The sequence below is a fragment of the Kineothrix sp. MSJ-39 genome (assembly GCF_018917935.1).
In the GTDB taxonomy this organism is placed as follows: domain Bacteria; phylum Bacillota; class Clostridia; order Lachnospirales; family Lachnospiraceae; genus CAG-194.
The window spans coordinates 79458-106424 of record NZ_JAHLPN010000001.1; the positions used below are offsets into that span (position 1 = coordinate 79458).

The following is a 26967-nucleotide window of genomic DNA, read 5'->3' on the forward strand; positions in this document are numbered from 1 at the left end:
AGCGGCAGAAATCAATGTATGGAGAAACTGGAGGAAACAATATGAAATTAAATATTGTATGTATTCCGGGCGATGGGATCGGACCGGAGATCGTAACAGAAGCAAAGAAAGTATTAAAGAAGATAGAAGCAGTCTACGGACATGAAATGCAGTTTGAGGATATTTTAATGGGTGGTGCATCCATCGATGTACACGGTGTTCCGCTGACAGACGAAGCGATCGCGACCGCAAAGGCTGCGGACGCTGTACTGATGGGTTCCATCGGCGGTAATACACAGACTTCTCCGTGGTACAAGTTAGAGCCGTCCAAGAGACCGGAAGCAGGTCTGTTAAAGATCAGAAAGGCACTGAATCTGTTTGCCAATCTGCGCCCGGCTGTTTTATACGAAGAACTGGCTGCTGCCTGCCCGCTGAAGCAGGAGATCAGTGAAAAAGGCTTTGATATGATGATCATGCGTGAACTGACGGGCGGTCTTTATTTCGGAGAACGCAAGACCGTGGAAGAAAACGGGGAGTTGAAAGCAGTCGACACCCTGACTTATTCCGAAAGCGAGATCAGAAGAATTGCCATCAAGGGCTTTGAGATCGCTATGAAGAGACGCAAAAAAGTCACAAGCGTAGACAAAGCAAACGTACTCGATTCTTCCAGACTTTGGAGAAAGGTTGTGGAAGAGGTTGCTAAAGATTACCCGGAGGTAACTCTTGAACATATGCTGGTCGACAACTGTGCAATGCAGCTTGTCAAAGATCCGGGACAGTTCGATGTGATCCTGACAGAGAATATGTTCGGTGATATTTTATCGGATGAAGCAAGTATGGTAACAGGTTCCATCGGAATGCTTTCTTCCGCAAGCTTAAATGATACAAAATTCGGTCTGTACGAGCCGAGCGGCGGTTCCGCACCGGATATCGCAGGAAAAGGCATTGCCAATCCGATCGCTACGATCCTGAGTGCTGCCATGATGCTGCGTTATACCTTTGATCTGGATGAAGAAGCATCTGCGATCGAAAAGGCGGTTAAGAAAGTACTGGAGGACGGTTATCGTACGATCGATATCATGCCACAGGATGAAGCTGGTAAGCAGAAGGTAACTCAGGTAGGCACCAAGGAAATGGGCGACCTGATCTGTGAGAGAATATAAAAGGAGAGAAAGCTATGAGAAGTGATAATGTAAAAAAGGGAATGCAGCAGGCTCCACACAGAAGTCTGTTCAATGCACTGGGATTTACCGAAGAAGAAATGAAAAAGCCGATGGTTGGTATCGTAAGCTCTTACAATGAGATCGTTCCGGGTCATATGAATCTGGATAAGATCGTAAACGCCGTAAAACTTGGCGTAGCGGAAGCAGGCGGTGTTCCGGTCGTATTTCCGGCGATCGCAGTCTGTGATGGTATCGCAATGGGACATATCGGTATGAAATATTCGCTCGTTACAAGAGATCTGATCGCAGATTCCACAGAATGTATGGCACTGGCGCATCAGTTTGATGCTCTTGTCATGGTACCGAACTGTGATAAAAACGTACCGGGTCTTCTGATGGCTGCTGCCCGGATCAATGTACCGACCGTATTTGTTTCAGGCGGTCCGATGCTTGCGGGACATGTCAAAGGACAGAAGAGAAGTTTGTCTTCCATGTTCGAAGCTGTCGGCGCAAATGCAGCAGGCACAATGACAGAAGAAGAAGTTAGAGAATTTGAGGAAAAGGTATGCCCGACCTGCGGTTCCTGCTCCGGTATGTACACGGCTAACTCCATGAACTGCCTGACAGAAGCACTTGGTATGGGACTGCGCGGAAACGGAACGATCCCGGCTGTTTATTCCGAAAGAATCAAGCTTGCAAAGCATGCTGGTATGGCTGTTATGGAAATGCTCAAAAAAGATATCAGACCGAGAGATATTATGACAAAGGATGCAATCTTAAATGCACTGACAGTCGATATGGCACTCGGATGCTCCACAAACTCCATGCTGCATCTGCCGGCGATCGCACATGAGATCGGTTTTGACTTTGATATCTCCTTTGCAAACCCGATCAGTGAAAAGACGCCGAACCTCTGCCACCTTGCACCGGCAGGGCCTACTTATATGGAAGATCTGAATGAAGCAGGCGGTGTTTACGCAGTTATGAAAGAGCTGGCAGATATCGGACTTTTAAATCTTGATTGTATGACAGTCACAGGAAAGACAGTCGGCGAAAATATCAAGGATGCAGTCAACAAAAATGAAGAGGTCATCAGACCTGTTTCCAACCCATACAGTAAAACAGGCGGTCTTGCAGTCCTGAAGGGAAATCTTGCACCGGACGGCAGTGTTGTAAAGCGTTCCGCTGTTGTGGATGAAATGATGGTACATGAAGGACCGGCGCGTGTCTTTGATTGTGAGGAAGATGCAATTGAAGCGATCAAGAGCGGCAAGATCGTAAAGGGGGATGTCGTTGTGATCCGTTACGAAGGCCCGAAGGGTGGTCCGGGTATGAGAGAAATGCTGAATCCGACCTCTGCCATTGCAGGTATGGGACTTGGCTCCAGTGTTGCACTGATCACTGACGGTCGTTTCTCCGGTGCTTCCAGAGGTGCTTCCATCGGTCATGTTTCACCGGAAGCTGCTGTCGGCGGTCCGATCGCACTTGTCAAAGAAGGCGATATCATCAAGATCAACATTCCTGCCATGACACTGGATGTGGATGTATCCGATGAAGAAATGGAACAGAGAAGAAAAGAATGGGTTCCGAGAGAGCCAAAGGTTACCACAGGCTATCTTTCCAGATACAGAGAGATGGTAACAAGCGGTAACAGAGGCGCGATCTTAGAAGTACCAAAGAATAAATAAGTGATACTTGGAGGTATGATGATGCAGTTAACAGGGGCAGAAATCGTAATTGAATGTTTAAAGGAACAGGGGGTTGATACCGTCTTTGGTTATCCGGGCGGTACGATCTTAAATGTATATGATGCACTTTATAAACACGCAGATGAGATCAATCATATTCTGACATCGCATGAGCAGGGGGCTGCCCATGCGGCAGATGGTTACGCACGTGCAACCGGAAAAGTCGGTGTCTGTATGGCAACCAGCGGACCGGGTGCGACCAATCTCGTTACAGGTATCGCGACTGCCTATATGGACAGTATTCCGATCGTTGCGATCACCGCAAACGTAAATTTACCGGCACTTGGAAAGGATTCCTTTCAGGAAGTGGATATTGCCGGTGTGACAATGCCTATCACAAAGCACGGCTATATCGTAAAAGATATCAATGTGCTGGCAGATACGATCCGTAAAGCGTTCCAGATCGCACAGAGCGGCAGACCGGGTCCTGTCCTTGTCGATATCACAAAGGATGTTACGGCAAATACATGTGAATATACCTATCAGCCGGCAGTAAAACCGGTTTATGAGAATAAATATACGGAAGAGCAGCTGGACGAAGTGGTCAAGCTGATGGAGCAGGCAGAAAAGCCGTATATGTATATCGGTGGCGGCGTGATTCTGTCAGGAGCAAGCGAGCAGGTCAGAGAGCTGGCCAGGAAGCTGGACTGCCCGGTATGTGATACATTAATGGGCAAGGGCGCGTTTGACGGCTATGATGATATGTACACGGGTATGATCGGTATGCACGGTACAAAGACATCCAATCTCGGTGTTTCCGAGTGTGACCTGCTGGTAGCACTTGGTGCCCGTTTCTCAGACCGTGTGATCGGAGATCCGAAGACCTTTGCAGCAAATGCAAAGATCATACATATTGATATTGATGCAGCTGAAGTCAATAAAAATATCAGAACGGATGCTTCACTTGTCGGTGATCTGAAAGATGTACTGGCAGAAGTAAACCAGAAACTTTCCCAGAAGTCTCATCCGGAGTGGAAAGCGCATATATTGGATCTGAAGAAGAAATATCCGCTGGATTACAATCATGAAGTACTGACCTGTCCTTACGTGATCGAGCAGATCGATCAGGCAACAAAGGGAGAGGCAATCATTTCCACAGATGTCGGACAGCATCAGATGTGGGCAGCACAGTATTATCATTATACAAAACCGCGTACTTTCTTAAGCTCCGGCGGACTTGGTACAATGGGCTACGGCTTGGGTGCCTGCATCGGTGCCAAAATGGGACGTCCGGATAAGATCTGCATCAATATTGCAGGTGACGGCTGCTTCCGTATGAATATGAACGAGCTGGCAACGGCAAGTCGTTACAATATCCCGATCATTCAGGTGGTGATCAATAATGCCGTGCTCGGTATGGTACGTCAGTGGCAGACGCTGTTCTACGGACAGAGATATTCCCAGACCGTTCTGAAGGATAAAGTAGATTACTGCAAGGTGGCTGAGGCACTTGGCTGTCAGGCATATCGCGTAACCAAGAAAGAAGAAGTACTTCCTACGATTGAAAAGGCGATCGCAGCAAATGCACCGGTTCTGATCGAGTGCGTGATCGATCCTGATGATAAAGTATTCCCAATGGTTCCGGCGGGAAAACCGATTGATGAAGTATTCGACGAAAAGGATATGGAAAAATAAATTCTATGAAAAGAATTCTTATGATCTTATTTGTCGTTCTGATCGTATTGCCTGCGGCGATCATAGGAGGCTGCTATGGTGCGATCCGCTTTCAGTACCGGGAGACATTTATGCCCGGTCTGTTTGTGAATGGCGTCTATGCAGCGGATATGACACCGCAGCAGATGAATGACAAGCTGAAAGAGAATGCGCTGCTTCCGACCTGCATCATTACGGATGCAGAAGGAGAAGAGCATTCTTTTTCGATGGAGGAGGCAGACTTTCAGGAAGATTATCTGGAAGAACTGCAAAGTTTACACAAAACGCAGTCTGTACTGAAATTTGTGAACTGGTTTTTGGAAAGCGGCAATGTTTCTTATCAGGAGAAACAGCTTCTGCCAGCTGTGTCTTATGACCATAACAAGCTGACCGCTTATCTGGACGGCTGCAGCTATCTGAAGGACAACTCAGAAGATAAAAACAGAGTGATCGAGATCCGCAGAAATACGGATGGCTATTATCTGTACGATGAAACACAGAATCTGCTCAATCATGAAAAAGCTGTACAGGCGATCGAAAAAGCACTCGATGCACAGGAATATGAGATCGATCTGGCAAAAGCAGACTGCTATGAAATCTTTGCCTATACGAGTCAGATGAAACAGACGCTTGCGCTCTGGGATGCGTTGTCCCCGTATATGAATACGGAGATCACGTATGAGAGCAGTCAGGGTGATTATGTGATCGACCGTAAAAAGGTAAGCGATCTTCTGGCACAGGAAGATGGAAAGCTGCTTTTAGATGATGTGGGAAAGCCGTACCTGGATGAAAAACTGATGCAGGAGATGGTAGAGGAGCTTGCGGAACACTTAAATACAGTCGGAAAGCCAAGATCTTTCCGGGCAACGCGTGGTGTGACCGTTACGGTTGAAACAGGCACATATGGCTGTAAGATTGATGAAGATGAAGAGCTTGCGCATCTTTATGCTGCGGTGCCAAGTGGCAGAGTGGAGACAAGAACGCCGGTTTACAAGCAGGTCAGCTATACGGGGATCGATGGACTGGATGATATCGGTTCCACCTACATAGAAGTCGATATGACCGACCAGATGATGTATTATTACGTGAATGGCAGGCAGGAGCTTTCCACGCCTGTTGTAACGGGAAATACAAGTCTGGGTCGCGGAACGCCGCAGAAGGTATGTTATATTTATTTTAAGCAGAGAAACCGTGTGCTGCGCGGGGAGGATTATGCAACACCGGTCAGCTACTGGATGGCGGTCTATGGAAATATTGGCATCCATGATGCGACATGGCGGCGCAAATTCGGCGGCAGTATTTATAAAACAGGCGGCTCTCACGGCTGTATCAATACGCCGTTTGATGAGGTCAGTAAACTATATGATATGGCGGAGGTCGGAACCCCGGTCATTATTTTCTATTGACGCGGTGAAGCGAAAAAGGTAGAATAATTAAGATGTTGATAAAATAATCTGCCATATCTGGCAGAAACAGGAGGAGAAAAAAGTGTCTAGAGTTTATAACTTTTCGGCAGGTCCGGCAGTTTTACCTGAAGAAGTATTAAAAGAAGCTGCAGATGAAATGTTAGATTACAGAGGAACCGGTATGTCGGTTATGGAGATGAGTCACAGATCCAAAGCCTACGATACCATTATCAAGGAAGCCGAATCGGATCTGAGAGAGCTTATGAACATTCCTGACAACTATAAAGTATTATTCCTGCAGGGCGGTGCAAGCCAGCAGTTTGCCATGATCCCGATGAACCTGATGAAGAATAAAAAAGCAGGTTATATCGTAACAGGTCAGTGGGCAAAGAAAGCTTATCAGGAAGCTAAGATCTACGGTGAAGCGATCGAGCTTGCTTCTTCCGCAGACAAGACATTTTCTTACATACCGGACTGTTCCGATCTGGATATTCCGGAAGATCTTGATTATGTTTATATTTGTGAGAACAATACCATTTACGGTACAAAATACAAAAAACTTCCGAATACAAAGGGACATACACTCGTAGCGGATGTTTCATCCTGCTTCTTATCAGAGCCTGTTGATGTGACAAAATACGGCGTGATCTATGGCGGCGTACAGAAGAACATCGGTCCTGCAGGTGTTGTTATCGTGATCATCAGAGAAGATCTGATCACAGAAGATGTCCTGCCGGGCACACCAACCATGTTAAAGTATAAGATCCATGCAGATGCACAGTCTCTGTACAATACACCACCGGCTTACGGCATTTATATCTGCGGTAAGGTATTTAAGTGGCTTAAGAAGATGGGCGGTCTGGAAGTGATGAAGGAGCGCAACGAGAAGAAGGCAAAAGTGCTGTATGATTTCCTTGACGAGAGCAAGTTATTCAAAGGAACTGTTGTAAAGGAAGACAGATCCCTGATGAACGTACCGTTCGTAACAGGTGATGCAGATCTGGATGCCAAATTTGTAAAAGAAGCAAAAGAGGCTGGCTTTGAAAATCTGAAAGGCCACAGAACAGTTGGTGGTATGCGTGCATCCATCTACAATGCAATGCCATATGAAGGTGTTGTAAAGCTGGTAGAGTTTATGAAGAAATTCGAGGCAGAGAACTTAAAATAAAACGAGCAGAAAAGAGGAATTTTTATGTTTCAGTATTATTGCTTAAATCCGATCGCGCAGGTTGGACTGGACGGTTTCGGTGTAAATTATAAAAAAACAGAAGATATCAAGGAAGCGGATGGCGTTTTAGTCAGAAGTGCAGCCATGCATGATATGGAGCTGCCTGAAAAGCTGCTTGCTGTTGCAAGAGCAGGTGCAGGTGTCAATAATATCCCGCTTGATAAATGTGCGGAAAAAGGTATCGTTGTATTTAATACACCGGGCGCAAATGCCAATGGTGTAAAGGAGCTTGTGCTGGCAGGTATGCTGCTTGCGAGCCGTGATATCGTTGGTGGTATCGAATGGGTTAAATCCGATAAAGATGACGAAGGTATCGCAAAAGCACAGGAAAAGGAAAAGAAGAAATTCGCAGGTACTGAGATCGCGGGCAAAAAGCTTGGTATCATCGGTCTTGGTGCAATCGGTGTCAAGGTCGCAAATGCAGCGATCCATTTAGGCATGGAAGTATACGGTTATGATCCATACTTATCCGTTAATGCAGCATGGAATTTGAACCGCAGCGTAAAGCATGTATTAAACGTAGAAGAGATTTACGCAGAATGTGATTTCATCACGATTCACGTACCGCTTCTGGATTCCACAAAGGGCATGATCAATGCAGAAGCCATTTCCATGATGAAAGATGGCGTTGTGATCCTGAACTATGCACGTGATATCTTAGTGGATGAGCCAGCTTTATTAAAAGCGATTGAGTCCGGTAAGGTAAAGAGATATATGACAGACTTTGCAAATCCGACTGTTGCAGGTCAGCCGGGCTGTATCGTAACACCGCATCTTGGTGCTTCCACAGAAGAGTCCGAAGACAACTGTGCAGTTATGGCTGTTGCAGAACTTTCCGATTATCTGGAAAACGGCAATATCAAAAACAGCGTAAACTATCCGGCACTGGACATGGGTGTCTGCGCACAGGCAAGCCGTGTAGCAATCTTCCACAAAAACGTTGCCAACATGCTGACAAAATTCACTGCATGCTTTGGTGACAGCGGACTTAACATCACAGACATGATGAACAAATCAAGAGGCGATGTTGCTTACACCATGCTTGATTTAGAGCAGCCTGTGACAGAGGATATCGTCGAAAAGCTGAAAGGCATTGAAGGCGTGTTCCGTGTTCGTGTGGTAAAATAAAAGCTCTTATAAATTGTAATATCTAAAAGCTATTAAAAGATGGGTATTTCCTATAAACGCAATCACGCTTGACTACCCTGCGATTTGTCAAAGCATATATTGCACGTGCTCCAGCCGCCAAAACGCGTGGCGGTCTCTCCGCACGGCAAATGCTTTGCAAATCTCGGTCGTCTACGCTATCGATTGCTTATTATAGGAAATACCCATTTTCTGTATACATTTTAACTATGTGAAAAATAATATATAAATGACTGGCAATATTGATTGTTTATATTTATAGAACAAGAAAGCAGGAAGCCTGATATAATAAGTAATCGATAGTGTAGCCGACTGAGATTTATCGTTCCCTTTACCGGAGCGAGCGATCACGGAGTATTGATGAAATGTAATGGATTTGCTTGTCAAATCCATTATGTAGCCACCGAGCATCGGTGAAACCGATTTTGCATGCTCGGTGGTTCCCGTGACGGGAGCCCGGTAAAATGGGAACGAGATAAATCGCAGGGTAGGCAAACGTGATTACGTTTATATCAGGCTTCCTGCGTATTATTTTATAATTTACAATATTTATATCCTACATTTTAAGCAGCGAGCCAAGATCTACGGTGTCTGCCTGCTCCTTGGCAGCTTTCTCTGCCGCAGCCTGCGAGGAAAGATCCATATAACGGACGAGCACGTCGGAAATTTCACATCCGTCTTCCTTGGCAATCTTCATAAATATTGGTTTCAATTTATCAATCTGCTGCGAGGTTGTCGCGGTCGCACGCTGATTCGGATCACTGTTGATCGATTTCTTGTTGATATAGGCAGTGATCCGATCTAAAAATGCCTGATCTTCTTTTGTCATAACAAACCATCCTTTCTTTGTGAAACACATCTTATCATTTTTCACATGCACTGTCAAAAAAGTTTACTTACCCTACCAAATTTGCTATACTATACATGTTATATAAAAATATCACTTACAGGAGAACATGCATGGCATATATCAAACCATTTTGCAGTATCAGACCGGGAAAGGGATTGGAAGCGAAGGTAGCAGCACTTCCGTATGATGTCTATAACAGACAGGAAGCCAAAGAAGCTGTGAAAGGCAATCCGCTTTCCTTTTTAAATATCGACAGAGCGGAAACAGGGCTTGCAGACGAGGTAGATACCTATGATCCAAAGGTGTACGAGCGGGCACAGCAGCTTTTAGCCAGCCAGATCACGGATGGAACCTATATACAGGATGAGAAGCCGTGCTATTACTTATATGAGTTGACGATGCAGGGAAGAAGACAGACTGGTATCGTAGCCTGCGCCAGTGTGGATGATTACCTGTCAGGCGTGATCATGAAGCATGAAAATACACGTGCAGAAAAAGAAGCGGACAGGATCCGCCATGTAGATACACTTTCTGCCCAGACAGGGCCGATCTTTTTGGCATATCGGACGGATGATACACTTGAACAGATCAAACAGGCAGAGAAACAGAATACGCCTTATGCGGATTTTACTTCCGAAGACGGAGTCAGACATCGCATGTGGCAGATTACGGACATTGACCGGATCAGTCAAATTCAAAAATGTTTTCAAGAGATGCAGAAGATCTATATTGCGGACGGGCATCACCGCTGTGCTTCCGCAGTAAAAGTATCCCTGAAACGCCGCGCGGAAAATCCGGGCTATACGGGAAAAGAAGAATTCAATTATTTCCTTTCCGTATTATTTGCGGAATCGGAACTGCATATTATGGATTATAACAGAGTGGTAAAGGATCTGAACGGACTTTCAACGGAGGCATTTCTGGAAAAAGTCAGAGAGAAATTTACAGTACATCTGAATGGTGATGGGACAAAAGCCGTACATTGTGACAAAAAGGGCATGTTTGGTATGTATCTGGAGAATCAGTGGTATGTGCTTGAGCAGATCGGACAGAAAAGCGAAGACCCTGTGGAAGCACTGGATGTTTCTGTATTGCAGAATGAACTTTTAGCACCGATCTTAAATATCCGGGATCCGAAAACAGATAACCGCATTGATTTTGTGGGAGGCATACGTGGACTGGCAGAACTGGAGCGTCGCTGTCATACAGACTGCAAGGTGGCCTTCTGTCTGTATCCGACTTCCATGGACGAACTGTTTGCCGTGGCTGACGCAGACCGACTGATGCCGCCAAAGTCCACATGGTTTGAACCAAAGCTGAGAAGTGGATTGTTTATACATAAAATATAATAAGTGCAAATAGATAAAAGCAGAGGACTTATTGCAATGAAACGGGAGGATATTACATGACAAAGAAATTATACAAACTGATGAACTGGGCAGATGTAGAAGGTATCGTGTATGCGGAGGAGGATGATCCGCACAGATTACTCGGGCCTCATGTAAGAGGCATGAATACAATGATCCAGTTCTTTTATCCGGGCGCAGTCAGTGCTGTGATCGTGATCGGCAAAAACAGATACGCTATGGAGCTTGCAGATGAAGAGGGCTATTTTGCAGCACTGGTTCCAAAGGCTGAGAAAACAGACTGTTACACCGTAGAAGTACGGATGCAGGACGGGCAGATCAAGGAAGTCTGTGATCCTTATTGTTTCGGACCTGTGATCACCAAAAAGGATACAGAGAAATTCAATCATGGGATCCACTATACGGTATATGACATTCTTGGCGCACATCCGATGAAGATCAACGGTATTTCCGGTGTTCACTTTGCAGTCTGGGCACCAAATGCCATGCGTGTCAGCGTTGTAGGTGATTTCAACGGATGGGATGGCAGATTTCATCAGATGCGCCGTCTGTGGGACAGTGGTATTTTTGAGATATTTATTCCTTGTGCCAATGTCGGAGACAATTATAAGTATGAGATCAAATTAAAGGGCGGTACAACTTTCCTGAAAGCGGATCCTTACGGGAATCAGGCACAGCTCCGTCCGAATACAGCCTCTGTTGTGGCAGATCTTTCCAAATTTAAATGGTCGGATGAAAGCTGGCTGGCTGACAGAAAGAGTTTCAAGCCAGAAAAGGAGGCAATGTCTGTTTACGAAGTATATCTCGGCTCCTTTGCAAGAGGCGAGGACGGTTCGTATGTAAATTACAGAGAACTTGCACCGAAGATCATTTCCTATGTGAAGGAAATGGGCTATACACATATCGAACTGATGCCTGTTATGGAGCATCCGTTGGACGCTTCCTGGGGCTATCAGGTAATTGGTTACTATGCACCGACTTCCCGTTATGGCTCTCCGGAAGACTTTATGTTCTTCATGAATGAGATGCACAAGCATGGGATCGGCGTTATCCTGGACTGGGTTCCGGCGCATTTTCCGAAGGACGAACAGGGACTGGCAACTTTTGACGGAACCTGCCTGTATGAGCATGCTGACTGGAGACAGGGCTGCCATCCGCATTGGGGCACGCTGATCTACAATTATGGCAGACCGGAGGTTAAGAACTACCTGATCGCCAATGCACTGTTCTGGATCAATGTATTCCATGCAGACGGAATCCGCATGGATGCTGTGGCATCGATGCTCTATCTGGACTACGGCAAGAACGACGGCGAATGGATCCCGAATATTTACGGCGGAAAGGAAAATCTGGAAGCTATCGAATTTTTGAAGCATTTAAACAGCGTGATCCACAAGCAGAAGGACGGCGTTATCACGATCGCAGAAGAATCAACTGCATGGCCGAAAGTAACGGAGCCTGTTGAAAAGGACGGACTTGGTTTTGACCTGAAATGGAACATGGGCTGGATGAATGATTTTACGGGCTATATGCATCTGGATCCTTATTTCAGAGGACAGCATCACGGCGAGCTGACCTTCAGCATGATCTATGCATACAGCGAAAAATTCATGCTGGTACTTTCCCATGACGAAGTTGTACATGGCAAATCTTCCATGATTGGTAAAATGCCGGGCGAGATACCGGATAAGTTTAAAAACCTGCGTGCTGCCTATGGTTTTATGATGGCACATCCGGGGAAAAAGCTGTTATTCATGGGGCAGGATATTGCAGAGTTTGATGAATGGAATGAAAACAGAAGCGTGGAATGGGAGCTTCTGCAGTATGACCAGCACAAACAGATGCAGGAATATGTCAAGAAGCTGAACAGTATGTACAGGGAATACCCTGCTTTATATGCAGAGGATAACGATCCGGAAGGCTTTGAATGGATCAACAATATTTCAGCAAATGAAAATGTCATTGTATTTCTGCGGAAGGCAGCAAAGGATAAGGACACCCTGTTGGTTGTCTGCAACTTTGCCAATGAAAAGCGGACAGATTACAAGATCGGCGTTCCGTATCCGGGAAAATATAAAGAAATCCTGAATTCCGATGCGCGTAAGTTTGGCGGCGAAAACGATGTCAACGTAAGAGCCATTGCATCGAAAGAAGATGAATGCGACGGCAGAGAAGACAGTATCCGCATCAAAATGCCGGCATTAAGTACGCAGATATTCAGCTACACACCTTTTACCGCAAAGGAAAAAGCAGAGATCGAACGTCTGAAGGAAGAAGAAAGACAGAGAAAGCTGGAGCAGGAAAGACTGAAGCAGGCAAAGAAAGCGGAAACGGAAGCAAGAAAACTGGCGGATGAAGCCAAGGAACAGGCAAAACGGGCACAGGAAGAGGCAAAGGAAGCGCTGAAACGTGCCATGGAAGAAGCCAAGTATGCGGAAGAACTGGAAAAGGAAGCCCGTGAACTGGAAGAAGAAGCATTGAAACGGAAACAGGAAAGTGAAAAAGTAAAAGAAGAAGCAAAATTCCTGTAAAATGCCGGATAGGAAATAGAGGTAATGAAAATGAATGATACAGTAACAGAAGTGATGGACAATGCGGTCACGGATGTGACAAATGCTGTCAGTGACGCGGTCCCGACAGATGTAACGGAAAAGATCGGTCTTGTAGAGCAGTATCTGAATGATCTGCCCCAGAAGGCGCTGAATCTCGGAATCCGGGTAGTGCTTGCACTTGTTTTCTTTTTTGTAGGTGTGCAGGTGATCAAATTGATCCGCCGGATTGTCAAAAAGTCCCTGAAACGGGCAAATGCGGATCTGGGTGTGATCCAGTTCCTGGATTCTCTGATAAAAGCGGTTTTATACATTATTCTGATCTTTATGATCGCATCGGGCTTTGGACTGGATGCGACCAGTGTTGTGGCAGTGGTCGGTTCTGCAGGCGTGGCGATCGGCCTTGCCCTGCAGGGAAGTCTATCCAACTTTGCGGGCGGTGTTCTGATCCTGCTGTTAAAGCCGTTCCGTGTGGGCGATTATATCATTGAGGACAACAAGGGAAATGAAGGAACGGTCAAGGAAATCCAGCTTTTCTATACGAAGCTGCTGACACCGGATGATAAAGTGATCATTCTGCCAAATGGCACACTTGCCAATACATCCCTGACCAATGTGACAGCAACGGATGTCCGCCGTCTGGATCTTTCCGTTGGCATTTCCTATACGGCAGATCTAAAAAAGGCAAAAGAGATCGCCATGCAGGAGCTTGCAGCGGATCCTGCCTGCCTGAAAGAGAAGGAAAAGGATGTCTTTGTCAATAATCTGGGGGATTCGGCAGTGGAACTGATCGTACGCTGCTATGTCAAAAACGAGGATTTCTGGCCGGCGCGCGGCAGATTGCTGGAAAAATTGAAACTTGCTTATGATGCGAATGGCATTGAAATACCGTTTAACCAGTTGGATGTGCACTTTGATCAGGAAGTGGAGAAATAAAAAAGAAAACAGTTGCATTCTGCTCCCGTTTTCGATATAATACATTTTTGTAAGCGTAAGTTTACAGGATGTAAGCTGAAATAGCTCAGTTGGTAGAGCACTTCACTCGTAATGAAGGGGTCGTGGGTTCGAGTCCCATTTTCAGCTTTTATGTAACCTCAGTCATGTTACCATGTCTGAGGTTTTTTCATGCTATGAGATCATATTGTTGTTTATGCTTTTGCGCCGAGCCTTCGTTCGAGCATCTGGATCAGGCTGTACAGACAGACGGCGATGAAACAGAGGATCAGGATACACATGATCAGCCAGTCGAGCTTAAAGACCTGGCTGGCATAAATGATCAGATATCCAAGACCCTGTCTGGCAGCTAAAAATTCGCCGATCATAACGCCTACAAGCGCAAGCCCGATATTGACCTTCATGTTGCTCAGAATCGTTTCACGGGCAGCAGGCAGAACGACCATAAAGAAAATATGCCGCTTTTTGCCACCCAGAATGCGGATCAGCTTTTGTTTTTCCGGATCCGTGTTTTTGAAACAGGTGTACAGATTGATGATACAGCCAAAGATCGCAACGGAAATGCCTGCGATCACGATCGTCCGTATGCCCGTTCCGAGCCAGACGATGATAAGTGGTGCAAGTGCTGACTTTGGCAGGGAATTAAGAAGTACAAAAACCGGTTCCACAACGCTTGAAAGCGTCTGAAAACGCCAGAGCAGCGAGGCGACCAGAACGGATCCGAGCATGATGATGAAAAAGCTCAGGATCGTTTCATACAGGCTCACACCAATATGCATAAATAACTGATTTTCTTTTGTCATTTCCAGAAAGCACCTTGCGATTCTAGTCGGACAGCTGTAAAAAAAGACATCAATAAGACCACATCTCGCAGACAGTTCCCAGATGATAAGAAAACCAAGCAGCACAAGCGCACGCGAAATGCGGATCAGGAGCTTTCTCTTTTTTTCAGCCTGTAAAAAGAGAAGCTGGTTTTGGCTCATGTCGTATTAAGCTCCTTCCATATAAGATTGAAATAAGTAGAAAAATCAGGCAGATTCCGTATTTCCAGAGAAGAAAGTCCCGTATTTTGGAACGGCAGAACAAATTCCTTTATGATCGTTGACGGCCGCCTGCTCAGGACGAGGACACGGCTGGAAAGACTGATGGCTTCTCCAATGTCATGGGTAACGAGAACGGCTGTTTTTCCTTCCTTTTGTATGATCTTTCCAATATCATCTGCCGCATTCAGACGGTTCTGGTAATCCAGCGCGCTGAACGGTTCATCCAGATATAAGAGCTCCGGTTTCATGGCAAGTGTGCGGATCAGAGCTGCACGCTGGCGCATACCACCGGATAACTGGGACGGTTTTTTATGGGCAAAGGCGTCAAGCTGATAACGCGTAAGCAGGGTATGCAGATATTCTTTACAGTCTGTATCCAGACAATGATTGATCTTAGGTCCGAGGCAGACATTATCCCAGATATCATACCATTCGAGCAGATGATCCTGCTGCAGCATATATCCGTAAAAGGACTGTGTGCCCTCCTGTTTATAGTGGATTTTGATCTCGCCTTCCTCAGGACTTAAAATACCGGTCAAAAGTCCGAGCAAAGTGGATTTCCCGCAGCCGCTTGGGCCTACAATGGAAACAAATTCGCCTTTTTGGATCCGGAAACTGACAGATTTTATGACAGGAATTTCTCCTGTATGGGTGTGATAGGAAAAAGATAAATCGTTGCATTCTAATAATAACAAGGCACAGATCCTGCCACTTCTTTTTTATTAGAATATGTGTGCAAAGAAGGAAAGGTGAGCGCGGGAAAAAGAATAATTCTGCCGAAAAGCATAGAAAGGTATTGCAAACGAAGTTATTTTTGATTAAAATTAAATTTGAATTTTACATTCATACAGGAAATACGGAGGTAAGACAAATGGCACAGCTTTGGGGCGGTCGCTTTACAAAGGATACAGACCAGCTTGTATACAATTTTAATGCATCGATTTCATTCGATCAGAAGTTTTTTCATCAGGATATAGAGGGCAGCATTGCACATACCGTAATGCTTGCAAAGCAGAAGATCCTGACAGAGGAAGAAAAGGATGCGATCGTAAAGGGACTGACAGGGATCCGGGAAGATGTGGATGCAGGAAAGCTGCAGATCACAAGTGCCTATGAAGATATCCACAGCTTTGTGGAGGCAAATCTGATCGACCGGATCGGAGATGCAGGAAAGAAGCTGCACACCGGCAGAAGCAGAAACGATCAGGTAGCACTGGATATGAAACTCTATACGAGAGATGAGATCTCCCATGTAGATGCTCTTTTAAAAGATCTTCTGACAGAGCTCCTTACCATCATGAAGGAAAATACAGAGACTTATATGCCGGGCTTTACCCATCTGCAGAAAGCACAGCCGATCACGCTGGCACATCATATGGGTGCTTATTTTGAAATGTTCAAGCGTGACAGAAGCCGTATGGCAGACATTTATAAACGGATGAACTATTGCCCGCTCGGAAGCGGCGCACTTGCCGGTACGACCTATCCGCTCGACAGGGAATATACCGCATCGCTGCTCGGCTTTGAAGGCCCGACGATGAACAGCATGGATTCCGTGGCAGACAGAGATTATCTGATCGAGTTTTTAAGTGCACTTTCCACGATCATGATGCATCTGAGCCGTTTTTCGGAAGAGATTATTATCTGGAACTCAAACGAATATAAATTTATAGAGATCGATGATGCGTATTCAACCGGAAGCAGCATTATGCCGCAGAAGAAAAACCCGGATATCGCAGAGCTTGTACGAGGAAAGACAGGACGTGTCTATGGAGCACTGATGTCACTTCTGACGACAATGAAGGGCATTCCGCTCGCCTACAACAAAGACATGCAGGAAGATAAGGAGCTGACCTTTGATGCGATCGATACCGTCAAAGGCTGTCTGGCACTTTTCACAGGCATGATCCGTACGCTGAAGTTCAATAAGGACATTATGGAAAAGAGTGCGATGCACGGCTTTACCAATGCTACAGATGCAGCGGATTATCTGGTAAAACACGGTGTTCCGTTCCGTGATGCACATTCGATCATCGGACATCTTGTGCTGACCTGTATCGAAAAGGGAAAAGCCATCGATGAAATGAGTATAGAAGAGCTGAAAGAGATCAGCGATGTGTTTGAGCCGGATGTGTATGATGCGATTTCTTTAAAGACCTGCGTGGAAAAGAGACTGACGATCGGTGCACCGAGCAAGACTTCCATGGAACAGGCGATCGCTGCATATGAAGCATATCTGAAGGAATAGGAATGGCTAAGCGCTATAGTCTATAGGAAACAGTGAATTCCCGGTCAGGGACCGGTGATAATAAATAATACGAGGAGAAGAAAAATGAGTGATAAGTTAAAAGTCGGTATCTTAGGTGGAACAGGTATGGTAGGACAGCGTTTTATTTCGCTGCTGGAGAACCATCCATGGTTTGAGGTAACAACGATCGCAGCAAGTCCACGTTCTGCAGGAAAGAAATATGTGGAAGCTGTCGGTGACAGATGGAAAATGGATACACCAATGCCAGAAAAAGTAAAAGATATCGTTGTTATGAACGTAAACGAAGTAGAAGCCGTTGCTTCTCAGGTTGATTTTGTATTTTCCGCAGTTGATATGTCCAAGGATGAGATCCGTGCGATCGAAGAGGCATATGCCAAGACAGAAACACCTGTTGTTTCCAACAACTCCGCACACAGATGGACACCGGATGTTCCGATGATCATTCCGGAGATCAACGACAGCCATACAGACGTGATCGAGTTCCAGAAGAAGAGACTCGGTACAACAAAGGGCTTCATCGCTGTAAAACCAAACTGCTCTATTCAGAGCTATGCGCCTGTATTATATGCATGGAGAGAGTTCGAGCCATATGAAGTAGTTGCGACAACATACCAGGCAATCTCAGGTGCAGGTAAGACATTTAAAGACTGGCCTGAAATGGTTGGCAATATCATCCCTTATATCGGTGGTGAGGAAGAAAAGAGTGAGCAGGAGCCGCTTCGTGTATTCGGTAAGGTAGAAAACGGTGTGATCGTAAAGGCAGAAGAGCCGAAGATCACATGCCAGTGTATCCGTGTTCCTGTACTCAACGGTCATACAGCAGCTGTATTTGTAAAATTCAGAAAGAAACCTACAAAAGAGCAGCTGATCGAGAAGCTCGAAAGCTACAGCGGTGCTCCGCAGGCACTCAAGCTGCCAAGCGCACCAAAGCAGTTTATGCGTTATATGACAGAAGATAACAGACCACAGGTAACAGAAGATGTCAACTATGAAAACGGAATGGGTATTTCTATCGGACGTATCCGTGAAGACAGCATTTATGATTATAAGTTCGTTGGTCTTTCTCATAACACAGTACGTGGAGCAGCAGGTGGGGCTGTGCTTTGCGCCGAACTGTTAAAAGCAAAGGGATTTATCACGAAAAAATAAGCTGCTTGCAGTATATTTGGGGTGTATAAGTATGAATGAGATGCATTATCAGTTGGATCTTCTGACTGCAATGAATCAAAAGCTAATGGGCAATGAAAAGATGTTCCGCATGATCTGCGGAACATCTTCCAATGCCTTTTTATATTACATATTTTCCGAAGATCGGTTTGAAACACTTGGATTGTGGCAGCATTATTTTGACTTTCCGATCCGTTCCGCTTCCGATCTGCATAAGCTGATCAATTGTGCAAAGACAGAGTACATTTCATCACTGGAAGAGGCTCTTTTCTGTGAGAATAAGCACAAAGAGTCACAGATCGTGGAATGTGAGATGCAGGACAAAAAGTGGTTGGAGTTTGAAGTAACGATCACCTACAGTGAAACAGAGGAACCAAGTGAGAAGATCATCCGGATCCGTGATGTAACAAAACGGAAGAAGCAGACGGAAGAACTCAAATATATGGCATATTATGATTCGCTGACAGGCCTGTATAACCGGAATTATTTTGTCAGAATGCTCAGCGAATGGGTCAGAAAAGCCCAGACGGAAAAAGCAACGATCGATGTACTCTGTATCCGTATGGATGATTTCAAACGGATCAACGATTCCATGGGAATGATCGCAGGGGATGAGATCCTGCAGGCATTCGGTCTGTTTTTACGCGATCTGCAAAGCGAAGATATTATTGTATCTCATTTTAATGACGATATCTATTATCTTGCCATTTACAATCCATATGGCAATCATAATGTCGATACCGTATACAATCAGATTTGTCAGAGGACAGGACAGCCGTTTCAGATGATGGGAAACATCGAACAGAAGATCACAGTCAGTATCGGTGTTGCCAATTATCCGGAATCAGCCAGAAATTCTCTGGAGATCATCAACTGTGCGGAAATCGTACAATCGCAGAAAAAAGAGTCCGGAACAAACAGTATTGCTTACTTTGAAGCACCGATCCTGACGGATTTTATTGAAAACATCCAGATGGAAAACAAGCTTAAAGAAGCAATTGAGGATCATGCATTTGAACTGTATTATCAGCCGCAGTATGATGCAGGCTCCAAAAAGCTCCGTGGTGTGGAAGCACTGATCCGCTGGCGCGGACAGGACGGTAAATTTGTCAGTCCGGCGGTCTTTATCCCCCTTGCGGAAAAGGACGGTCTGATTGTTCAGATCGGAAACTGGGTGCTCGAGGAAGGCATCCGTGTTTATGCGGACTGGTATCGGAAATATGAATATCCGATGGTGCTGTCTTTGAATATTTCAGCACTGCAATATAAAAAGGCGGATTTTGTACATCATCTGCTGATGCTGATCGAAAAGTATCAGGTAGATCCTTCCCTGATCGAGCTGGAGATCACGGAAAGCGTATTGATCGAAGATTTTAATTCCGTGGTAGATAAGCTGAATACGTTAAAAGAATACGGGATCAAGATCTCCTTAGATGATTTCGGGACAGGATTTTCTTCTCTTTCCTATCTGAAGGGGCTTCCGATCGACACATTAAAAATCGACAAATCCTTTATTGATACAGTCATCAACGATCATCCGACACGTGTGATTACAGAATCCATTATCGCTATGGTAAAGAAGCTCGGCTGCGAAACGGTGGCGGAGGGCGTGGAAACACAGGAGCAGTATGATTATCTGAAGGCTGTCAACTGTGATAATATACAGGGCTTTCTGCTCGGAAAACCAATGCCGGCGGAAGGCATTGAAAAGATACTTTCTTCCATAAAAAATTGAGAGGATGCTTATGCTGAAAGGAAGAGAACGCGAACTTGCTTATCTGAATAAAGAATATCAAAGCGGCTCTGACCGGCTGCTCGTTGTGTACGGGCAGAAGGATGTCGGTAAAACAGCGCTTCTGTCAGCTTTTACGGAAGATAAAACAGCCTTTTACTATCAGGCTGAAGAAGGCAGCGAGAGACAACAGCTTTATCTGCTTGGCAGACAACTGCAACGGCTTGGCTCTTCCCTGCCGGTATATCCGACCTATGAGGAAGTCTTTCAGTGTCTGGATCAGAAGCTTCTGGTAATCGATGAGTTTCAGTATCTGCTCAAGGCCGGAGATGGCTTTGTACAGGCACTTGATGCATTCTTTCAAAATAAAAACGGATCCTGTATGGTACTTTTATGCAGTTCCTCTATTTCCTTTGTGGAAAATCATATGGTAGCAAAGCTGGGGAAACTGGCGCATAAGCTGACCGGCTTTTTGAAACTGCGGGAATTGCAGCTTTGGGATGTGGCAGCATATTTCCCGGATTATTCCTGGGAGGACTGTATAAAAGTTTATTCTATTTTAGGTGGTCTGCCCGGGCTGTGGCAGGCATTTGATCCGTATGTCCCTGTTACTGAAAACATCTGCAGGGTGCTTCTTGCGCCGGGCGGCAGACTCCGCGAAGAAGGTGCACATATTGTCAGCAGACAGCTCCGTGAATGTGGTGTTTACTTTTCTATTCTGGGTGCGCTGGCACAGGGAAAGAATAAATTAAATGAATTATATCAGCACACGGGATTTTCCAGAGCGAAGATCAGTGTTTATCTGAAAAATCTTATGGAACTGGAACTGGTGGAAAAAGTGTTTTCCTTAGATACACCGGGACGGGATAACCAGCGTAAGGCGGTTTATCGGATCTCTCATCCGCTGGTACGTTTCTGGTTCTGTTTTCTGTATGCGGACAGCAGCCTGCTTTTGCGGATAACGCCGGAGGCATATTATGAGCAGCTTGTAAAGCCTGCGCTGGCACTTTACTGTGAAAGCTGCTTTTCCAAAGTCTGTCAGGAATATATGCAGCGGGAAGCAGCAGAGCACAAATTGCCCATAGAAATCACGGATTTTGGCAGTTTTGTGGGGAAAGCAGGCTCGATTGACTATATCGGTCATAATGAAACCGGACAATATATAGCTGCATTTGCAGATTATAGGGATCCGGTCTTTCCGTATGAGAAATACCTGCAGGCTAAGGCTCTGACCGGGCAAGCAGGGATCCGGCCGGATTATATGTATCTGTTTTCCGGGCACGGCTTTGATGCAAAGCTGGAAGCACTGGAAAAAGAGCTGGATACGCTGATATTGATTAGAATGGATGATTTATAAATATGGGAAAACAGGTTTTTATAGCAGAAAAACCGAGTGTGGCAAGAGAATTTGCGAAAGCATTAAAATACAATATGAAATCGCGAGATGGCTATATGGAGTCTGAGGAAGCGATCGTTACATGGTGCGTCGGACATCTGGTTACCATGAGCTATCCCGAAGCATATGACGAAAAGTGGAAAAGATGGACGATCGAGCCGCTTCCTTTCATTCCGAAGGAATTCAAATACGAAGTGATTGACAGCGTCAAAAAACAGTTTCAGATCGTCAGCGGTATTTTGAACCGGCCGGATGTGGATGTGATTTATGTCTGCACCGACTCGGGACGTGAAGGAGAATACATATACAGGCTTGTGGAAATGCAGGCACATGTCACAGGCAAGGAAAGAAGACGTGTCTGGATCGATTCCCAGACAGAAGAAGAGATCCTGCGTGGCATCCGGGAAGCAAAAGATCTTTCTGCTTATGATAATCTGTGTTCTTCCGCTTATCTGCGGGCGAAAGAAGATTACCTGATGGGCATCAATTTTTCCCGTGTCCTGACTTTGAAATACGGTTATAATGTCAAAAATTTCCTGAATCAGGATCGGGTGGTGATCTCGGTCGGACGTGTCATGACCTGTGTGCTTGGCATGGTGGTGGACAGAGAACGGGAGATCCGTAATTTTGTCAAGACGCCGTTTTACCGTGTCCTTGCAAGTCTGCAGATCGGCGATAAAGCAGTGGATGCGGAATGGAGAGCTGTCAAGGGTTCTGCCTATTTTGAATCTCCGCTTTTGTATAAAGAAAACGGCTTCAAAAAGCAGGAAGATGCGCAGAAACTGATCGATACGCTGTCACAGCCGCAGCCGTTGCAGTTTCAGGTGGTAAAGGCGGAGAAAAAGAAAGAAACGAAAAATCCGCCGCTTCTGTTTAATCTGGCGGAGCTGCAGAATGAGTGCTCCAAGCTGTTTAAGATCAGTCCGGATCAGACCCTGCAGATCGTGCAGGAGCTGTATGAGAAGAAGCTGACAACGTATCCGCGTACGGATGCCCGTGTACTTTCCACGGCGGTTTCCAAGGAGATTACAAAAAACATCGGCGGTCTTGCCTCTTATCCGGGCGTTGGGCCGTATGTTAAATATATTCTGGAAAAGAAAACCTATCAGAATCTGGCAAAGACAAAATATGTCAATGACAAGCAGATCACGGATCATTACGCGATCATTCCGACCGGGCAGGGACTTGCGGCACTTTCCTCATTGCATGCAACATCTGCAAAGGTATATGAGGTCATTGTCAGACGATTCCTTTCCATTTTCTGTCCGCCGGCTGTTTATCAGAAGATCGCACTTTGTGTGCAGCGCGGCAATGAACATTTTTTTGCCAACTTTAAGGTGCTTTCGAGCGCGGGGTATCTGGAACTGATGCAGTACAGCTTTGGCAAAAAGACGGAAGAAGCAGAAAAAGCAAAGGAAAAAGAGCAGGAGGAAGAAACAGATACCGCCTGTGACGAGAATTTGTTAAATATACTGTCTTCTCTGAAAAAAAATGATATAATAGATGGGAACGGTTTCTCAATAAAAGAAGGGGAGACTTCACCGCCGAAACGATACAATTCGGGATCGATGATCCTTGCCATGGAAAATGCAGGACAACTGATCGAGGATGAAGAACTCAGGGCACAGATCAAGGGAAGCGGGATCGGTACTTCTGCCACAAGAGCGGAGATTCTGAAAAAACTGGTCAATAACAAGTATCTGGCACTGAATAAAAAGACGCAGATCATTACGCCGACGTTACTTGGCGAGAGTATTTATGAAGTTGTCAACTGTTCCATCCGGTCACTTCTGGATCCGAAGCTCACCGCAAGCTGGGAGAAGGGACTGACGCAGGTTGCAGACGGCGTGATCAGCCAGGATGAATATCTGGAAAAGCTGGAAGGCTTTATCGTCCGCAGAACGGAATATGTCAAGCAGACAAACCAGCGCAGCATGCTGGAGCACAGATTCCGTGAAGCAGCAAAATATTATCCTGCTGTCAAAAATAAAAAATCATAACTTATGGAGGGAAAGCAAATGGAATTATTTCAGGTATCAAAGTATCTTGATGTCGAACACACCATCGCAAAATATATGTTTGATCCGGTGGAGAATCCGTGGGAGGTTCTGCCGTCGATCAGCATTTTTATCGAACAGTTAGGACCGATGCTGCCAAGTGAAGAATTTGAACAGCGCGGCAGTAATGTCTGGATCTCAAAATCAGCAGTCATTGCACCGACGGCTTATATCGGCGGCCCATGTATCATCGATGCGGGCACGGAAGTACGCCACTGTGCATTTATCCGTGGCAGCGCGATCATCGGCAAAAACTGCGTGATCGGCAATTCCACAGAGGTTAAGAACAGTATCATCTTTGATGAGGTGCAGATCCCGCATTACAATTATGTCGGTGACAGTATTTTAGGTTTCCGTTCCCACCTCGGCGCAGGTGCGATCACATCCAACGTCAAAAATGACAAGAGCAATGTAGAAGTGAATTTCGCACTCGGCAAAATGGATACCAAGCTGCGCAAGTTCGGTGCGATCGTCGGAGATTATTCCCAGATCGGCTGTAACAGCGTGTTGAATCCCGGTACGATCATCGGCAGAAACTGCAGCATTTATCCGCTTTCCAATGTCAGAGGACTTGTAAATGAAAACTCCATTTATAAGGCACCGGGCAAGGTTGTACAGAAGGTAAAACTGAAGAAGGATCCTAAATAAGTAAAAATGGCTGTTTTCTGCAGAAAACCATGCAGCATGTATATGGAAAAAAACATAAAAATGACTGGATTTTTTTGTAGAAATATGCGAAAATGATAACGGTGATTTTGACAAAATATACATGTGATATTTTGTTGATAAAATAAAGTACATTTTGAAAGGAGTTTTCACATGATTTATTCAAAAGAAGTGGAAGAAATGTGTCCAGTTGCACAGGGCGTTCATCATGGCTGTGCACCAATCCCAGAAGAAGCAAAATGGGTTCAGGCAAAAGAAGTGAAGGATATTTCAGGCTATACACATGGTATTGGCTGGTGTGCACCACAGCAGGGTGCTTGTAAATTATCCTTAAACGTTAAGGAAGGTATTATTCAGGAAGCTTTAGTTGAGACAATCGGATGTTCCGGTATGACTCATTCAGCAGCTATGGCAGCAGAAATCCTTCCGGGCTTAACAGTTATGGAAGCATTAAATACAGACCTTGTATGTGATGCGATCAACACTGCTATGAGAGAGTTATTCTTACAGATCGTTTACGGTCGTTCACAGTCTGCCTTCTCTGAAGACGGTCTTGCAATCGGCGCTGGTCTGGAAGATCTTGGTAAAGGAACCCGTTCTATGGTTGGTACTACATACGGAACTCTTTCCAAAGGACCTAGATACCTTGAACTTACAGATGGTTATATTACAGGTATTGCCCTTGACGAAGCTGATGAGATCATCGGTTACAAATATGTAAACTTCGGTAAGATGATGGACTTCATCAAAGCCGGTGATGATGCTGCTACAGCATATGAAAAAGCTTCAGGTCAGTATGGTCGTGTACAGGATGCTGTACGTGTAATTGACCCTAGAAAAGAGTAAGGAATAGGAGGATAAATAGATGGCATTATTTGAATCATATGAAAGAAGAGAGCCTCAGATTCTTGCTGTATTAAAAGAGTATGGCATTAATTCAATTGAGGAATGTAAAGATATTACAATGGCTGCTGGAATCGATGTTTACAATCTGATCGAAGGCATTCAGCCAATCTGTTTTGAAAACGCAAAATGGGCTTACACAGTAGGCGCAGCAATCGCAATCAAGAAAAACTGCCGCAAGGCTGCTGATGCTGCTGCAGCAATCGGTGAAGGACTTCAGGCTTTCTGTATTCCTGGTTCTGTAGCTGATACACGTAAGGTAGGTCTTGGACATGGTAACCTTGGTAAAATGCTTCTGGAAGAGGATACAGAGTGTTTCGCTTTCTTAGCTGGTCATGAATCATTCGCAGCTGCTGAAGGTGCTATCGGTATCGCAGAAAAGGCTAACAAAGTTCGTCAGAAACCTCTCCGCGTTATCTTAAACGGTCTTGGAAAAGACGCTGCTCAGATCATTTCCCGTATCAACGGATTCACATTTGTTGAGACAGAATATGATCCATATACAAATACAGTAAAAGAAGTATCACGCAAGTGCTACTCTAAAGACGCTGATTCTCCACGTGCTAAGGTTAACTGCTACGGTGCAAACTCTGTTCCGGAAGGCGTTGCAATCATGTGGAAAGAAAATGTAGACGTATCTATCACAGGTAACTCTACAAACCCAACTCGTTTCCAGCATCCGGTAGCTGGTACTTATAAGAAAGAAAGACTTGAAGCTGGCAAGAAGTACTTCTCAGTAGCATCAGGCGGTGGTACAGGACGTACACTTCATCCAGATAACATGGCTGCAGGTCCTGCTTCTTATGGTATGACAGATACAATGGGTCGTATGCATTCAGATGCACAGTTCGCTGGTTCTTCATCAGTTCCTGCTCACGTAGAAATGATGGGTCTGATCGGCGCTGGTAACAACCCAATGGTAGGTATGACTGTTTCTACAGCTGTATCCATCGAGGAAGCTGCAAAGGCTGGTAAGTTCTAAATATTGATTTAAAATGTAAATTTTAGGGCTATTCAAACAGAGTATATGTCTGAATAGCCCTATTTTTATAGTTTAAAAGCAATTTATATTATATTCTGAGTAGAATTATGGTATAATAATACCATAATAAAGGAGGAAAATGATATGCCACGAATTATTCCAATTAAAGAATTGAAGAACACTTCAGAAATATCTGATATGTGCCATAAAGCTGAGGAACCCATTTATATTACTAAAAATGGATATGGCGATATGGTTATTATGAGTATGGAAATTTATGAAAGCACAATGAGAAGAATAGCGATGTATCATGAGATAGAAATCTCTGAACAGCAGATAAAAAAAGATCAAGTAAAGGATGCACGAAATTCACTCAGAGAAACGAGGGCGAAGTATGGCTTATAATTTAAGAATAACAGAATATGCTGCGGAGCAACTGGATAATCTCGTGTATTATTTACTATATCAGTTTAAAAATGAACAGGCAGCCACACACTTATTAGATGGTATTGATAGTGTATATACCCGATTAGAAGAAAATCCCTTGCAGTTCCCTCGCTGTGGAGATTCCTATCTTGACAAAAAAGGATATCATGAGGCGGTTATTCCACAGATGGATTATATGATAATATTTAATATTGATGAAAATATTGTAAATGTGGTAGGGATTTTTCACCAGCTTGAAAATTATCCGCAAAAGTTATAATCG

22 protein-coding genes and 1 tRNA gene are annotated in these 26967 nt (G+C 45.0%); 20 read left to right on the forward strand and 3 right to left on the reverse strand.

The genetic code is table 11. The features are described 5' to 3' along the window. The first annotated feature begins 41 nt into the window (after nucleotides 1-41). The 6 genes from leuB (at nucleotide 42) to KQI22_RS00390 (ending at nucleotide 8305) form a co-directional block, all read left to right on the forward strand. Nucleotides 42-1142: a 3-isopropylmalate dehydrogenase gene (gene leuB / locus KQI22_RS00365; protein ID WP_216550107.1), complete on the forward strand. Its 1101-nt coding sequence runs from the start codon at nucleotides 42-44 to the stop codon at nucleotides 1140-1142. Nucleotides 1143-1156: 14 nt separating this feature from the next. After that, nucleotides 1157-2830, forward strand: coding sequence for a dihydroxy-acid dehydratase (gene ilvD / locus KQI22_RS00370; protein ID WP_216550108.1), 1674 nt, complete (start codon nucleotides 1157-1159; stop codon nucleotides 2828-2830). A 21-nt stretch (nucleotides 2831-2851) separates the two neighbouring features. After that, a complete protein-coding gene (gene ilvB / locus KQI22_RS00375) occupies nucleotides 2852-4525 on the forward strand; it encodes a biosynthetic-type acetolactate synthase large subunit (RefSeq protein WP_216550345.1) in 1674 nt (557 codons plus the stop codon). A 5-nt stretch (nucleotides 4526-4530) separates the two neighbouring features. Continuing rightward, entirely contained in the window at nucleotides 4531-5949 is a 1419-nt protein-coding gene (locus KQI22_RS00380; protein WP_216550109.1) for a L,D-transpeptidase family protein, read from the forward strand. An 82-nt stretch (nucleotides 5950-6031) separates the two neighbouring features. After that, entirely contained in the window at nucleotides 6032-7117 is a 1086-nt protein-coding gene (gene serC / locus KQI22_RS00385) for a 3-phosphoserine/phosphohydroxythreonine transaminase (protein ID WP_216550110.1), read from the forward strand. A gap of 24 nt (nucleotides 7118-7141) precedes the next feature. Then, nucleotides 7142-8305 carry a phosphoglycerate dehydrogenase gene (locus KQI22_RS00390; RefSeq protein ID WP_216550111.1) on the forward strand — a complete coding sequence of 388 codons (1164 nt, stop codon included), beginning with the start codon at nucleotides 7142-7144 and terminating at the stop codon, nucleotides 8303-8305. Between the two features lie 574 nt (nucleotides 8306-8879). Here KQI22_RS00390 and KQI22_RS00395 read toward each other — a convergent pair. Next, nucleotides 8880-9152, reverse strand: a complete 273-nt coding sequence (locus KQI22_RS00395; protein ID WP_216550112.1) for a hypothetical protein — start codon at nucleotides 9150-9152, stop codon at nucleotides 8880-8882. A gap of 131 nt (nucleotides 9153-9283) precedes the next feature. On the opposite strand from KQI22_RS00395, the gene KQI22_RS00400 reads away from it, so the two are divergent. The 4 genes from KQI22_RS00400 to KQI22_RS00415 all read left to right on the forward strand — a co-directional run bounded on the left by KQI22_RS00400 (nucleotide 9284) and on the right by KQI22_RS00415 (nucleotide 14172). After that, a complete protein-coding gene (locus KQI22_RS00400) occupies nucleotides 9284-10522 on the forward strand; it encodes a DUF1015 domain-containing protein (protein WP_216550113.1) in 1239 nt (412 codons plus the stop codon). A gap of 56 nt (nucleotides 10523-10578) precedes the next feature. Then, nucleotides 10579-13071: a 1,4-alpha-glucan branching protein GlgB gene (gene glgB / locus KQI22_RS00405; protein ID WP_216550114.1), complete on the forward strand. Its 2493-nt coding sequence runs from the start codon at nucleotides 10579-10581 to the stop codon at nucleotides 13069-13071. Between the two features lie 24 nt (nucleotides 13072-13095). Next, nucleotides 13096-14025 carry a mechanosensitive ion channel family protein gene (locus KQI22_RS00410; protein ID WP_253293446.1) on the forward strand — a complete coding sequence of 310 codons (930 nt, stop codon included), beginning with the start codon at nucleotides 13096-13098 and terminating at the stop codon, nucleotides 14023-14025. Nucleotides 14026-14099: 74 nt separating this feature from the next. Then, nucleotides 14100-14172: transfer RNA gene (locus tag KQI22_RS00415), tRNA-Thr, on the forward strand. A gap of 65 nt (nucleotides 14173-14237) precedes the next feature. On the opposite strand, the gene KQI22_RS00420 is transcribed toward KQI22_RS00415, so the two are convergent. Beyond that, on the reverse strand, nucleotides 14238-15026 hold the full coding sequence (locus KQI22_RS00420; protein ID WP_216550115.1) for an ABC transporter permease: 789 nt from the start codon (nucleotides 15024-15026) through the stop codon (nucleotides 14238-14240). Next, the gene (locus tag KQI22_RS00425) at nucleotides 15023-15781 is read right to left on the reverse strand and encodes an ABC transporter ATP-binding protein (protein ID WP_216550116.1); all 759 of its coding nucleotides are present in this window, start codon (nucleotides 15779-15781) and stop codon (nucleotides 15023-15025) included. Before KQI22_RS00425 ends, KQI22_RS00420 begins: the two co-directional genes overlap by 4 nt. 176 nt (nucleotides 15782-15957) lie before the next feature. Here KQI22_RS00425 and argH point away from each other — a divergent pair, with 176 nt between their 5' ends. The 10 genes from argH to KQI22_RS00475 all read left to right on the forward strand — a co-directional run bounded on the left by argH (nucleotide 15958) and on the right by KQI22_RS00475 (nucleotide 26964). Further along, nucleotides 15958-17334: an argininosuccinate lyase gene (gene argH, locus KQI22_RS00430; RefSeq protein ID WP_216550117.1), complete on the forward strand. Its 1377-nt coding sequence runs from the start codon at nucleotides 15958-15960 to the stop codon at nucleotides 17332-17334. A gap of 84 nt (nucleotides 17335-17418) precedes the next feature. Then, on the forward strand, nucleotides 17419-18504 hold the full coding sequence (asd, locus tag KQI22_RS00435) for an aspartate-semialdehyde dehydrogenase (RefSeq protein ID WP_216550118.1): 1086 nt from the start codon (nucleotides 17419-17421) through the stop codon (nucleotides 18502-18504). Between the two features lie 31 nt (nucleotides 18505-18535). Then, nucleotides 18536-20257, forward strand: coding sequence for a putative bifunctional diguanylate cyclase/phosphodiesterase (locus KQI22_RS00440; protein WP_216550119.1), 1722 nt, complete (start codon nucleotides 18536-18538; stop codon nucleotides 20255-20257). Nucleotides 20258-20267: 10 nt separating this feature from the next. Continuing rightward, entirely contained in the window at nucleotides 20268-21611 is a 1344-nt protein-coding gene (locus tag KQI22_RS00445) for an ATP-binding protein (RefSeq protein WP_216550120.1), read from the forward strand. Nucleotides 21612-21613: 2 nt separating this feature from the next. Continuing rightward, entirely contained in the window at nucleotides 21614-23650 is a 2037-nt protein-coding gene (locus tag KQI22_RS00450; protein WP_216550121.1) for a DNA topoisomerase, read from the forward strand. 18 nt (nucleotides 23651-23668) lie between these two features. Continuing rightward, the gene (locus KQI22_RS00455; protein WP_216550122.1) at nucleotides 23669-24355 is read left to right on the forward strand and encodes an acyltransferase; all 687 of its coding nucleotides are present in this window, start codon (nucleotides 23669-23671) and stop codon (nucleotides 24353-24355) included. Nucleotides 24356-24526: 171 nt separating this feature from the next. Beyond that, the gene (locus KQI22_RS00460) at nucleotides 24527-25219 is read left to right on the forward strand and encodes an iron-sulfur cluster assembly scaffold protein (RefSeq protein ID WP_022004442.1); all 693 of its coding nucleotides are present in this window, start codon (nucleotides 24527-24529) and stop codon (nucleotides 25217-25219) included. A gap of 19 nt (nucleotides 25220-25238) precedes the next feature. Beyond that, on the forward strand, nucleotides 25239-26258 hold the full coding sequence (locus KQI22_RS00465; RefSeq protein ID WP_216550123.1) for a GGGtGRT protein: 1020 nt from the start codon (nucleotides 25239-25241) through the stop codon (nucleotides 26256-26258). A gap of 144 nt (nucleotides 26259-26402) precedes the next feature. Next, nucleotides 26403-26663 (forward strand): type II toxin-antitoxin system Phd/YefM family antitoxin, encoded by a 261-nt coding sequence (locus KQI22_RS00470; RefSeq protein ID WP_216550124.1) that lies wholly within the window; start codon nucleotides 26403-26405, stop codon nucleotides 26661-26663. Then, nucleotides 26653-26964 carry a type II toxin-antitoxin system RelE/ParE family toxin gene (locus KQI22_RS00475; RefSeq protein ID WP_216550125.1) on the forward strand — a complete coding sequence of 104 codons (312 nt, stop codon included), beginning with the start codon at nucleotides 26653-26655 and terminating at the stop codon, nucleotides 26962-26964. Before KQI22_RS00470 ends, KQI22_RS00475 begins: the two co-directional genes overlap by 11 nt. The last annotated feature ends 3 nt before the right edge of the window (nucleotides 26965-26967 follow it).